General features: G+C 72.3%; 10 protein-coding genes. All 10 read left to right on the top strand.

The features are described 5' to 3' along the window. The 10 genes from pheT to tyrS all read left to right on the top strand — a co-directional run bounded on the left by pheT (position 1) and on the right by tyrS (position 11,786). The gene (gene pheT / locus IEY30_RS15395) at positions 1-2,559 is read left to right on the top strand and encodes a phenylalanine--tRNA ligase subunit beta (protein ID WP_030199930.1); all 2,559 of its coding nucleotides are present in this window, start codon (positions 1-3) and stop codon (positions 2,557-2,559) included. A gap of 42 nt (positions 2,560-2,601) precedes the next feature. Further along, positions 2,602-3,648: an N-acetyl-gamma-glutamyl-phosphate reductase gene (gene argC, locus IEY30_RS15390; RefSeq protein ID WP_081920544.1), complete on the top strand. Its 1,047-nt coding sequence runs from the start codon at positions 2,602-2,604 to the stop codon at positions 3,646-3,648. Beyond that, the gene (gene argJ, locus IEY30_RS15385) at positions 3,645-4,814 is read left to right on the top strand and encodes a bifunctional glutamate N-acetyltransferase/amino-acid acetyltransferase ArgJ (protein WP_030199925.1); all 1,170 of its coding nucleotides are present in this window, start codon (positions 3,645-3,647) and stop codon (positions 4,812-4,814) included. Before argC ends, argJ begins: the two co-directional genes overlap by 4 nt. Beyond that, complete coding sequence (gene argB / locus IEY30_RS15380; protein ID WP_052358638.1) at positions 4,811-5,893, top strand: acetylglutamate kinase; 1,083 nt, start codon at positions 4,811-4,813, stop codon at positions 5,891-5,893. Before argJ ends, argB begins: the two co-directional genes overlap by 4 nt. Beyond that, the gene (locus IEY30_RS15375) at positions 5,890-7,083 is read left to right on the top strand and encodes an acetylornithine transaminase (protein WP_030199922.1); all 1,194 of its coding nucleotides are present in this window, start codon (positions 5,890-5,892) and stop codon (positions 7,081-7,083) included. The genes argB and IEY30_RS15375 overlap by 4 nt, the downstream gene beginning before the upstream one ends. Next, positions 7,080-7,565, top strand: coding sequence for an arginine repressor (argR, locus tag IEY30_RS15370; RefSeq protein WP_030199919.1), 486 nt, complete (start codon positions 7,080-7,082; stop codon positions 7,563-7,565). Before IEY30_RS15375 ends, argR begins: the two co-directional genes overlap by 4 nt. 87 nt (positions 7,566-7,652) lie before the next feature. Next, positions 7,653-9,134: an argininosuccinate lyase gene (gene argH, locus IEY30_RS15365; protein WP_030199917.1), complete on the top strand. Its 1,482-nt coding sequence runs from the start codon at positions 7,653-7,655 to the stop codon at positions 9,132-9,134. 22 nt (positions 9,135-9,156) lie between these two features. Continuing rightward, positions 9,157-9,795: a DNA-3-methyladenine glycosylase gene (locus IEY30_RS15360; protein ID WP_030199915.1), complete on the top strand. Its 639-nt coding sequence runs from the start codon at positions 9,157-9,159 to the stop codon at positions 9,793-9,795. Next, complete coding sequence (locus IEY30_RS15355) at positions 9,792-10,415, top strand: DNA-3-methyladenine glycosylase (RefSeq protein WP_030199913.1); 624 nt, start codon at positions 9,792-9,794, stop codon at positions 10,413-10,415. The genes IEY30_RS15360 and IEY30_RS15355 overlap by 4 nt, the downstream gene beginning before the upstream one ends. A 111-nt stretch (positions 10,416-10,526) precedes the next feature. Then, entirely contained in the window at positions 10,527-11,786 is a 1,260-nt protein-coding gene (gene tyrS / locus IEY30_RS15350; RefSeq protein ID WP_030199911.1) for a tyrosine--tRNA ligase, read from the top strand. The last annotated feature ends 595 nt before the right edge of the window (positions 11,787-12,381 follow it).

The raw sequence follows: 12,381 nt of genomic DNA, 5'->3' as shown, positions 1-12,381 counted from the left end.
ATGCGTATGCCGCTCAGCTGGCTCGCGGAGTACACCGACCTCGCGCCCGGGGCCCGGGGCGCCGACGTGGCCGCCAGCCTCGTGCGCGTGGGTCTCGAGGAGGAGGACCTCCACGGTGGCGACATCACCGGTCCGCTCGTCGTGGGCCGCGTCCTGTCCTTCGAGCTCGAGCCGCAGAAGAACGGCAAGACGATCCGCTGGTGCACCGTCGACGTCGGCCAGAACGGCCAGATGCTGACCGAGGGCAAGCACCAGGAGATCGTCTGCGGCGCCCACAACTTCGAGGTCGGCGACCTCGTCGTGTGCGTCCTGCCCGGCGCCGTGCTGCCCGGTGGCTTCGCCATCGCCGCGCGCAAGACGTACGGCCACGTCTCCAACGGGATGATCTGCGCCGAGGACGAGATCGGCCTGGGCCACGACCACGAGGGCATCATCGTGCTCAGCCGCCTGCTCGGCGAGGAGAAGGCCGCCACGGTGCAGCCCGGCGACGACGCCATCGCGCTGCTCGGGCTCGGCGAGGAGACCGTCGAGACCAACGTGACGCCCGACCGCGGCTACTGCTTCTCGGTGCGCGGCCTCGCCCGCGAGTACTGGCACGCCCAGGGCAGCCCGGAGGGCGGCTACCGCGACCCGGCCGACGTGGCGGCGCCGCCGGCCACCGCCGGGGGCTACCCGGTGGAGCTCAAGGAGAACTCGCCCATCGACGGCAACGACGGCTGCGACCGCTACGTCGCGCGCATCGTGCGGGGCATCGACCCGACGCGCCCGTCGCCGGCGTGGATGAGCAAGCGCCTGACGCAGATGGGCATGCGTCCCATCTCGCTCGCGGTCGACGTCACCAACTACGTGATGCTCGCCGTGGGCCAGCCGCTGCACGCCTTCGACGTCGACCGGCTCTCCGGCTCGATCGTCGTGCGCCGCGCACGGGTCGGCGAGAAGCTGACGACCCTCGACGACGTCGAGCGCACCCTGCACGCCGACGACCTGCTCATCACCGACGGCGGCGAGCAGCCGCTCGCCATCGCCGGCGTCATGGGCGGTGCCTCCTCCGAGGTGACCGACGCGACGACCGACGTCCTCATCGAGGCGGCGCACTTCGACCCGACCACGGTCGCGCGCTCGTCGCGGCGGCACCGTCTCGTCACCGAGGCGTCCAAGCGCTTCGAGCGCGGCGTCGACCCCAAGGTGACGGCGGCCGCGGCGCAGCTCGCGGTCGACCTACTCGTCGAGCACGGCGGCGGCACCGTCGACGACGGCGTGACCGACGTCGACCGCACGACGGAGCGCACGGCATACCTCCTCGACGTCACCGAGCCCGCCCGCATCGTCGGCGTCGACTACCCGCGCGAGCGCGTCGTCGGCATCCTGCGCGACCTCGGCTGCCGGGTCGACGAGTCCGGCGAGGGCGCTGACGAGACGCACGTGCTCGTGACGCCGCCGTCGTGGCGCCCCGACCTCGTCGACGCTCCGGACTACGCGGAGGAGGTCGCGCGGATCGACGGCTACAACAACATTCCGTCGATCACCCCGACGCCCAGCGACGGCCGCGGCCTGACCCACGAGCAGAAGGCCCGGCGGGTGGTCGCCGACGCCCTCGCCGGCGCCGGGCTGACCGAGGTCCTCAGCTACCCGTTCGTCTCCGAGGAGCTCGCGGACCAGCTCATGCTGCCGGCTGACGACGACCGTCGGGCGGCCGTCCGGCTCGCGAACCCGCTGTCCGAGGAGCGGCCGCTGCTGCGCACGTCCGTCCTCGCGAGCCTCGTCGACACCCTGCGCCGCAACGTCGCCCGCGGCCACAAGGACGTCGCGATCTACGAGCTGGGTCTCGTCTTCCGTCCGGGCGGACCGCTCGGCACGGCGCCGATCCCGGGCGTGGCCGCGCGGCCCGACGCCGGGACGCTCGAGCAGCTGTATGCCGCCGTGCCCGCCCAGCCGCGTCGTGCCGGCATCCTCGCGACCGGTCAGGCAGAGCAGGCCGGCTGGTGGGGTCCCGGACGCGCCGCCGACTGGAGCGACATGGTCGCTGCGGTGCAGACGGCCGCGGCAGCGCTCGCGGTGCCGGTCGTCGTCGCCAACGACCCGGGCCACGCGCCGTGGCACCCGGGACGGTGCGCGCGGATCACCCTCGCCGACGGCACGCTCGTCGGCCACGCGGGTGAGCTGCACCCCAAGGTCATTGCCGCCCTCGACCTGCCGGCTCGCACCGTGGCGGCCGAGTTCGACGTCGACGTGCTCGTCGCCGCGAGCGCCGAGCCCGTCCAGGCCCGCGCGTTCTCGACGTTCCCGCCGGCGATGACCGACATCGCCCTGCTCGTCGCGACCGACGTGGCCGCAGCCGACGTCGAGGCCGCCCTGCGCTCCGGTGCGGGGGATTCGCTCGAGTCGGTCGTCCTCTTCGACGTCTACGAGGGCGAGCGCATCGAGGCGGGGCACCGGTCCCTGGCCTACCGCCTCACCTTCCGTGCCGCCGACCGGACGCTGACGACCGACGAGGTCAACGGCTTCCGCGACGCGGCGGTCGCGGCGGCGGCCACGGCGACGGGGGCCGTGCAGCGCTGACACCCTGAATGCACGAATATGCATAGGCGTGTATAGTCATGCATTGTGATCAGGGCAGCAGTGGCGGGGGCGAGCGGCTACGCCGGAGGAGAGATCCTCCGGCTGCTGCTCGCCCACCCGCAGTTCGAGGTCGGCGCCGTGACGGCGGCCAGCAGCGCAGGCGAGCGGCTGGGGGCGGTGCACCCGCACCTCGTCCCGCTCGCGCACCGCGTGCTCGAGCCGACCACCGTCGACACGCTGGCCGGCCACGACGTCGTCTTCCTCGCGCTGCCGCACGGGCACTCGGGCGCCCTCGCCGCCCAGCTGCCCGACGGCGTCGTCGTCATCGACTGCGGTGCGGACTTCCGCCTCGAGTCCGAGAGCGCGTGGACCTCCTTCTACGACACCGCGTATGCCGGGTCGTGGCCCTACGGGCTCCCCGAGCTCCCCGGGCCGGCCGGCTCCGTGCAGCGCGAGCGGCTGGCCGGCGCGACCCGCATCGCCGTCCCGGGCTGCTACCCGACCGGCATCTCCCTCGCGCTGGCACCCGGCTTCGCCGCCGGCCTGCTCGAGCCCGACGACGTCGTCGTCGTCGCGGCCTCCGGCACGTCCGGCGCCGGAAAGTCCCTCAAGCCGCACCTGCTCGGCAGCGAGGTGATGGGCTCGATGTCGCCCTACGGCGTCGGTGGTGTCCACCGGCACACCCCCGAGATCGAGCAGAACCTCTCCCGCGCCGCGGGGGAGACCGTGACGGTCTCGTTCACGCCCACTCTCGCGCCGATGCCGCGAGGGATCCTCGCGACGTGCACGGCTCGTCTGCGCCCCGGCACGGACCCCGCGTCGGTGCGCGCCGCATGGGAGTCGGCCTACGCCGACGAGCCGTTCGTCCACGTCCTGCCCGAGGGCTCGTGGCCCGCGACGGCCTCGGTCGTCGGCAGCAACCACGTGCAGCTCCAGGTGACCGTCGACGAGCGCCTCGGCCGGGTCGTCGTCGTGTCGGCCATCGACAACCTCACCAAGGGCACCGCCGGCGCGGCCGTGCAGTGCGCCAACCTCGCCCTGGGCCTCGAGGAGACCCTCGGCCTCCCGATCGCAGGAGTCGCACCATGACGAGCACCACCGCCGGCACCGTCCGGCTGCCCGCAGGCTTCCGGGCGTCCGGTGTCACCGCCGGGCTCAAGGCGAGCGGCACCCCCGACCTGGCTCTCGTCGTCAACGACGGGCCCGAGCACCACGCAGCTGCGGTCTTCACGACCAACCGCGTCGAGGCGGCGCCCGTGACCTGGTCGCGCCAGGTGGTCGCCGACGGACGGGTCGACGCCGTCGTCCTCAACTCCGGTGGCGCCAACGCGTGCACCGGTGGCCAGGGCTTCCTCGACACCCACCGCACAGCGGAGCACGTCGCCGAGGTCCTCGGCCTCTCCGCGGGCGACGTCGTGGTCTGCTCGACGGGTCTCATCGGCGAGCTCCTGCCGATGGACAAGATCGTCTCGGGGGTCGACGCCGCCGCCGCGGCTCTCTCGTCGGAGGGCCACGAGGACGCCGCGGTCGCGATCAAGACGACCGACACCGTGCACAAGGTGGCCTCGCACGCCGGCGCCGGCTGGTCGGTCTCCGGCATGGCCAAGGGCGCGGGCATGCTCGCCCCGGCGCTCGCGACGATGCTCGTCGTCGTGACGACCGACGCCGTCGTCGACCGCGAGGACCTCGACGCAGCCCTGGGCGCCGCGACGACCGTCTCTTTCGACCGGATCGACTCCGACGCCTGCATGTCGACCAACGACACCGTCGTCGTGCTCGCGTCCGGGGCATCGGGCGTGTCCGTCGACCGGGCCGCTCTCACCGAGGCGCTGACCGACGTGTGCTCCGACCTCGCCCGGCAGCTCATCGCCGACGCGGAGGGTGCGGCCCACGACATCGCCATCGAGGTCATCGGAGCCGCAAGCGTCGACGACGCGCTCGAGGTGGGCCGTGCCGTCGCCCGCAACAACCTCTTCAAGTGCGCGATCTTCGGCAACGACCCCAACTGGGGCCGGGTGCTGGCCGCCGTCGGCACGACCCGCGCCGCCTTCGACGCGGCCGCGCTCGACGTCTCGATGAACGGGGTCGCGGTCTGCCGGTCCGGGGGAGTGGGCGAGGACCGCTCGCTCGTCGACCTCACCGAGCGCGAGGTCCACGTCCTCGTCGACCTGCACGCCGGCCCCGAGGCGGCCACGATCTGGACCAACGACCTCACCCACGACTACGTCCACGAGAATTCGGCGTACAGCACATGAGCCGCCCGAAGGCCACCGGTCCGGTCACGCCGCCGCCCTCGGCCGACCGGGGCGCCACGCCGTCCCACGTGCGTGGCCTCATCGACGCCGCCGCCGTCCGGGTCGCAGCGGGCAAGGCGGCGACGCTCGTCGAGGCGCTGCCCTGGCTCGAGCGCTTCCGCGGCGCCCTCGTCGTCGTCAAGTACGGCGGCAACGCCATGGTCGACGACGACCTCAAGGCCGCCTTCGCCGAGGACATCGCCTTCCTGCGGTATGCCGGCCTGCGTCCCGTCGTCGTCCACGGCGGCGGCCCGCAGATCAAGGCCATGCTCGAACGCGTGGGACTCGAGAGCGAGTTCAAGGGTGGCCTGCGGGTCACGACCCCCGAGGTCATGGACGTCGTGCGCATGGTGCTCACCGGTCAGGTCGGGCGCGAGCTCGTCGGACTGCTCAACCAGCACGGCCCCATCGCCGTCGGTCTCTCCGGCGAGGACGCGTCGCTGCTCGGCGCCCGCCGCCGCGGCACCGTCGTCGACGGCGAGGAGGTCGACCTCGGCCTCGTCGGTGACGTCGAGAGCGTCAACCCCTCGGCGATCATCGACATCCTCGACGCCGGACGCGTGCCGGTCGTCTCCACCGTCGCTCCCGACCTCGACGTCGAGGGGCAGGTGCTCAACGTCAACGCCGACACCGCGGCGGCCGCCATCGCCGTCGCCCTCGGGGCCGAGAAGCTCGTCGTGCTCACCGACGTCGAGGGCATCTACGCCGACTGGCCCGACCGCGGGTCCCTGCTGTCGACGATCACGCTGAGCGCCGCCCGCGAGCTGCTCTCGCGCGTCGACCACGGGATGGTCCCCAAGCTCGAGGCCTGCATCCGGGCCGTCGAGGGTGGCGTGCCCCAGACGCACGTCGTCGACGGCCGCCAGCCGCACTCGATCCTGCTCGAGATCTTCACCGACGAGGGGATCGGCACCATGGTGCTGCCCGACATCACCGGGTCCGAGCCCGCTCCTGCGTCATCCCGGTCGAGCGCCTCGTCTAGCGACTCCTCGAGCTCGTCGACGCCGACACCGACACCGACCGCCGAGGAGACCTCATGACCGCGGGACACGACCTGATCGACCGCTACGCCGGCGCGATGGTCCAGGTGTTCGGCACGCCGCAGCTCGTCCTCGACTCCGGTCACGGCTGCTGGGTCACCGACGTCGACGGGAGGCGCTACCTCGACCTGCTGTCCGGCATCGCCGTCAACGCCCTCGGCCACGGCCACCCCGCGCTCGTGCAGGCCGTCGCGAAGCAGGCCGAGGCCGCGATCCACGTCTCGAACTTCTTCACGTCCGAGCCGGCCATCGCCCTCGCCGAGCGCATCCTCGCCGTCGCGGCGGCGCCCGCCGGCTCAGGAGTGTTCTTCGCCAACTCCGGCACCGAGGCGACCGAGGCCGCGATCAAGCTCTCGCGTCGCACGGGCCGCAGCCGCATCGTGGCGCTCGAGGGCTCGTTCCACGGACGTTCGACGGGCGCGCTCGCGTTGACGCACAAGGCGGCCTACCGCGAGCCGTTCGAGCCGCTCATCCCCGGGGTGGTCTTCGTGCCGCCCAACGACGACGACGCGCTCCGGGCGGCGATCGACGACAGCACCGCAGCCCTCTTCGTGGAGCCGATCCAGGGCGAGGGCGGCGTGCGTGAGCTGACCGCCGACTACCTGCGGCTGGCGCGCGAGCTGACGAGCGCACACGGGGCCCTCCTCGTCGTCGACGAGATCCAGACTGGGATCGGCCGCACCGGCGACTGGTTCGCCCACCAGGCCTCTGGCATCGTGCCCGACGCGATGACCCTGGCGAAGGGACTGGGCGGCGGCGTACCGATCGGCGCCCTCGTCACCTTCGGTCCCGAGGTCACGGGGATGCTGACGGCCGGGCAGCACGGCACGACCTTCGGGGGCAACCCCCTCGCGTGCGCGGCCGGGCTCGCCGTCCTCGACACGATCGAGCGCGACCACCTGCTCGAGCACGTGCGTGACGTGGGCGCCCTGCTCGACCACGTCGACGTCGACGGTGTCGCCGGCACCCGGGGACGCGGCCTGCTGCGCGCGATCGAGCTCGACGGCATACCCGCTCCTGCCGCGATGGCGGCCGCGCGTGACGCGGGCTTCATCGTCAACGCCGTCACCCCCACGGCCCTGCGCCTGACGCCCCCGCTCGTCATCTCCGAGGACGAGCTGCAGGGCTTCCTCGACGCCCTCCCGGCGATCCTCGAGCACGCCCGTGCGGCAGCGGAGGGCGCGCCGTGAGCCGCAGGCAGCGCCAGCGCCGCATCGTGGAGCTGCTCGGGGCGCACGAGGTTCACAGCCAGGGTGAGCTGTCCGACCTGCTCGCCGCCGAGGGCACCGAGGTCACCCAGGCGACCCTCTCGCGCGACCTCGTCGAGCTCGGCGCCGTCAAGGTGCGGCGCGGTCGCGCCCTGGCGTATGCCGTCCCTGGAGAGGGCGGCGAGGTGGCCGCGGTCGGGTCCATCGGCGACGCGGCCTCGGCCCGGTTGCGACGCACGTGCGAGGAGCTGCTCGTCTCGGCCGTGGCCGCCGTCAACCTCGTCGTGCTGCGCACGCCGCCCGGTGCGGCCAACTACCTCGCGTCCGCCATCGACCAGGCGCGGGACCCCGAGGTGGTCGGGACCATCGCCGGCGACGACACGATCCTGCTCGTCACCGGCAGCGCCGACCAGGCCGCAGCGGTGGCCGAACGCCTCCAGACCCTCGCGGGCACGCGAGACTGAACCAGACCCAGCCCCGCCGGGCGCCTGGCCGGGCGCACCGCCGCCCACGGCGACCGACGAAGACCCCACCCACGAGGAGACCCCGCGATGACCGACCCCATCCGCACGAGTGCCGACGACGGCGACGAGGGCGCCAAGGGCGCGCAGAGCGCTGGCGCCGCGCGGGTGAGCCTCTGGGGCGGCCGTTTCGCCGGCGGTCCCGACCAGGCGCTCGCGGCCCTGTCCAAGAGCACCCACTTCGACTGGCGCCTCGCCCCGCAGGACATCGCCGGCTCGCGGGCGCACGCCCGCGTGCTGCACTCGGCCGGCCTGCTGTCCGCCGAGCACCTCACCGGGATGCTCGAGGGCCTCGACGCGCTCGAGGCCGACGTCCTCTCCGGCGCGTTCACGCCCGCAGAGGACGACGAGGACGTCCACACCGCCCTCGAGCGCGGCCTCATCGAGCGCGTGGGCACCGACCTCGGCGGCCGCCTGCGTGCCGGCCGATCGCGCAACGACCAAGTGGCGACCCTCTTCCGGATGTACCTCCGTGAGCACGCGCGCGTCGTCGGTGGCCTCGTCCTCGACGTCGTCGACGCGCTCGTGTCGCAGGCCGACCGCCACCTGGGGGTCGCGATGCCGGGGCGCACCCACCTGCAGCACGCCCAGCCCGTGCTGCTCTCGCACCACCTGCTCGCCCACGCCTGGGCGCTGCTGCGCGACGTCGACCGACTGCGCGACTGGGACGTCCGCGCCAACGCCTCGCCCTACGGCTCCGGAGCCCTCGCCGGCTCGTCGCTCGGTCTCGACCCCGAGGCCGTCGCCCACGACCTCGGCTTCGCCCACGCCGTGGAGAACTCCATCGACGGCACCGCCTCGCGCGACTTCGTCGCGGAGTTCTCGTTCGTGTCGGCGATGACGGCCGTCGACATCTCGCGGATCGCCGAGGAGGTCGTGCTCTGGGCGACGAAGGAGTTCTCCTTCGTCACGCTGCACGACTCGTACTCGACGGGGTCGAGCATCATGCCGCAGAAGAAGAACCCCGATGTCGCGGAGCTCGCGCGCGGCAAGGCGGGCCGTCTCGTCGGTGACCTCGCAGGCCTCCTGACGACGCTCAAGGCCCTGCCGCTCGCCTACAACCGCGACCTGCAGGAGGACAAGGAGCCGGTCTTCGACGCCGTCGACACGCTCGAGGTCCTCCTGCCGGCGTTCTCGGGGATGGTCGACACCCTGACGTTCAACACCGAGCGGCTCGAGTCGCTCGCGCCGCAGGGCTTCGCCCTCGCCACCGACATCGCGGAATGGCTGGTGCGACAGGGCGTTCCGTTCCGCGTCGCCCACGAGGTCGCGGGCGCGTGCGTGCGCGAGTGCGAGCCGCGGGGCATCGAGCTGTGGGACCTGACGGACGAGGACTTCGCGCGCATCAGCGAGCACCTGACGCCGGAGGTGCGTTCCGTGCTGTCCGTCGAGGGGTCCCTCGCGTCGCGCGACGCCGCCGGGGGCACGGCACCCGTCCGGGTGGCCGAGCAGCTCGCCGCAGCGCGCGGCCGTCTGTCCGAGGCCCGTGCCTGGACGTCCACGACTGTCTGAGCCGACGGTTAGCGTGTCGTCGGTGAGTCCCGTCGACGCCCGGCTGCCCCGAGAGTTCTTCGCCCGACCGTCCGTCGAGGTCGCGCCCGAGCTGCTCGGTCGCCACCTGTCGTTCGGCGGTGTCGTGCTGCGCCTGACCGAGCTCGAGGCGTATGCCGGCGAGGTCGATCCCGGGTCGCACGCCTACCGGGGTGAGACGCCTCGGACCCGCCCGATGTTCGGTCCTCCCGGGTTCACCTACGTCTACTTCACCTACGGGCACCACTGGTGCGTCAACCTCGTCGTCGGGCAGGAGGGCTCGGCCTCGGCGGTGCTCGTGCGTGCCGGTGAGGTCGTCGCCGGCCACGACCTCGTGCGTTCCCGCCGCGGTCCGGTGCGCGAGCGCGACTGGGCTCGTGGGCCGGGACGCCTCGGTCAGGCGCTCGCCATGACGAAGGAGCACACGGGCCGCGACTTCTGCCGGCCCCTCGTCGGGGAGCCCATCGACCTCGTCGTGTCCGAGGGTGAGCCGGTCGATCCGGAGCGCGTGCGCGTCGGGCCACGGGTGGGCGTCAGCGGTCCCGGGGGAGACGGGGAGGCGTTCCCGTGGCGCTTCTGGGTCGACGCCGACCCGAACGTGTCGGCCTACCGTCCCGGGGTCGTCCGGCGCCGCCGCACGTGACGCGCCTCCCCCGGGCCTTCTTCGCGCGGCCGGTGCTCGAGGTCGCTGCAGACCTGCTCGGACGGCACGTCCGCCACGGCGGCGTCACCGTCCGGATTACCGAGACGGAGGCGTATGCCGGTCTCGTCGACCCGGCGTCCCGCGTGCTGAGCCGGCCGACCCGGCACAACGCGCCCGTCTTCGGCCCGGCCGGGCACGCCTTCGTCTACTTCACCTACGGCCACCACTGGATGCTCTGCGTCGTGACCGGCGACGTGGGCGTGCCCGACGTCGTCCTCCTACGGGCGGGGGAGGTCGTGGCCGGTCACGCCGTCGCGTCCGAGCGACGGCCGGGTGTGCGTGAGAGGGACTGGTGCCGCGGACCGGGTCGGCTGACGAGCGCCTTCGGGGTCAGCGGCTCGCTCTCGGGTGTCGACGCCTGCGCGAGCGGCTCCGAGCTCGTCCTCGAACCCGGCGAAGCGGACCCCGGAGCCGTCGTGCGCACCGGGCCACGGGTGGGCGTCCGCGGCCCCGGTGGGGACGGGACGGCATACCCGTGGCGGTTCTGGCACGACGGCGACCCGACGGTCTCGGCGTACCGCCCGGGCGCGACACGACGTCGCTCTCGCCCGTCGGGCTGACGCCCGGCATCCGGGACCGGCGCGGTACTCGGTGGCCCGCCCGTCACGGCATACGGCAGGCTGTGTCCGGGTGGGCAGTGAGCCCACGCTGACGAGAGGACACCGATACCCGTGACGGACATCTTCGACGAGCTGCAGTGGCGCGGCCTGGTGGCACAGTCCACCGACGAGGCGGCGCTGCGCGAAGCACTCGCTGAGGGACCCCTCACGCTGTATTGCGGGTTCGACCCCACCGCGCCCTCGCTGCACTTCGGCAACCTCGTGCAGCTCGTCGTCCTGCGGCACTTCCAGCGCGCCGGGCACCGGGTCATCTGCCTCGTCGGCGGGTCAACCGGTCTCATCGGCGACCCGAAGCCGACGTCGGAGCGCGTGCTCAAGACCAAGGAGCAGACGGCGGCGAACGTCGCGCGCATCGAGACCCTGGTGCAGCCGTTCCTCGACTTCGACGGCGACAACCCCGCGATTCTCGTCGACAACCTGGACTGGACGGCGTCGCTGACGGCCCTCGACTTCCTGCGCGAGGTCGGCAAGCACTTCCGCGTCAACCAGATGATCAAGAAGGACGCGATCGCCACCCGGCTCGAGAGCAACGAGGGGATCTCCTACACCGAGTTCAGCTACCAGCTGCTGCAGGGGTTCGACTACCTCCACCTCTTCCGCGAGTACGGCTGCACGCTACAGACCGGTGGCAGCGACCAGTGGGGCAACCTCACGGCCGGCGTGGACCTGATCCACCGCGCCGAGGGGAAGGCGGTGCACCTGCTGACGACCCCGCTGCTCACGGACGCCGCCGGCAACAAGTTCGGCAAGTCGGAGGGCAACGCCGTCTGGCTGAGCGCCGACATGACGAGCCCGTACGCCTTCTACCAGTACTTCCTCAACATCGAGGACGCATCGGTGGCGTCGCTGCTCAAGGTCTTCACCGACCGTTCGCCCGAGGAGGTCGCCGAGCTCGAGCGGCAGGTCGCCGAGGAGCCCTTCCGCCGTGCGGCCCAGAAGACCCTGGCAGCCGACATCACGACGCTCGTGCACGGGGCGGCGGCCACCGCCGCGGTCCAGGCTGCGTCGGAGGCACTGTTCGGCAAGGGCGACCTCGGAGGGCTCGACGCGCAGACCCTCGGTGACGCGACCTCCGAGCTGCCGGGTGCCCCGGTGGCCGTGGGTACCTCGGTCGTCGACGCCCTCGTGGCGGTCGGCCTCGTCGACTCCCGCAACAGCGCACGGCGGGCGATCGGGGAGGGCGGGGCGTCGCTCAACAACGTCAAGGTCACCGATCCCGAGCGCGTGCTGGGGGAGGACGACTTCCTGCACGGCACGGTCGCCGTCATCAAGCGCGGACGACGCAACCTCGCGGCGGCCCGTCGGGCGTGATTCGTGCGTGGGAACGGCTCTCGGTGAGCCGATGCCGACCGCCGGAGGGGCGGATCTCCTTCTAGTACAACGGGATCCGTCCTTTCGCGCTGTCAGGACCACCTCGAGCCGGGGCGGATTTGTATTTGCCCGGAGGGGCGGGCTAACGTTCTCTTCGTCAGCCCGACAGGGAGAAACGGACGCCACCGCGGAGCGAGTCATCGCGAGCGAAGTTGGCCGGTCCCGGGGTTGGCGAGATTGGTCTGAGGCACCTGACGGAGTCGGGTAGCCTTGGAGAGCAGGAACCGCTCGTCCAGAGCCGGTCGCCTGGGTCGCCCCGATGGGGCGGACCACGGGTTTGACTCGGATCGGTGAGGCGGGTAAGTTTGAAGGGTTGCCCCGGAGGCCTCCTCGCAGAGGTGGTTGATGGTGTGTGTCCGATTCTTGAGAACTCAACAGCGTGTCAAAAATCGATGCCAATTACCTCGTCCCGAGGATCGCATCATCGCTTCCCGTTCGGGGAGTGGGTGTGGTGTTTCGGTGCGAATTATCCTTTGGTTGAAACTGAATGATCAACTCTTTTTGAGCTGGTTGTTCGACTTCAGTCAGGTTTTCG

This window comes from Terrabacter tumescens (genome assembly GCF_014646815.1).
Lineage (GTDB): Bacteria > Actinomycetota > Actinomycetes > Actinomycetales > Dermatophilaceae > Terrabacter > Terrabacter tumescens.
Note: the sequence above shows the minus strand (reverse complement) of the source record. Positions and strands in the feature narration are given on the sequence as shown.

What these genes read in the sequence shown, in the direction of transcription:
- pheT (WP_030199930.1), top strand. Translation starts at nt 1, where the DNA reads ATGCGTATGCCGCTCAGCTGGCTCGCGGAGTACACCGACCTCGCGCCC.
- argJ (WP_030199925.1), top strand. Translation starts at nt 3,645, where the DNA reads ATGACGAGCACCACCGCCGGCACCGTCCGGCTGCCCGCAGGCTTCCGG.
- argB (WP_052358638.1), top strand. Translation starts at nt 4,811, where the DNA reads ATGAGCCGCCCGAAGGCCACCGGTCCGGTCACGCCGCCGCCCTCGGCC.
- IEY30_RS15375 (WP_030199922.1), top strand. Translation starts at nt 5,890, where the DNA reads ATGACCGCGGGACACGACCTGATCGACCGCTACGCCGGCGCGATGGTC.
- argH (WP_030199917.1), top strand. Translation starts at nt 7,653, where the DNA reads ATGACCGACCCCATCCGCACGAGTGCCGACGACGGCGACGAGGGCGCC.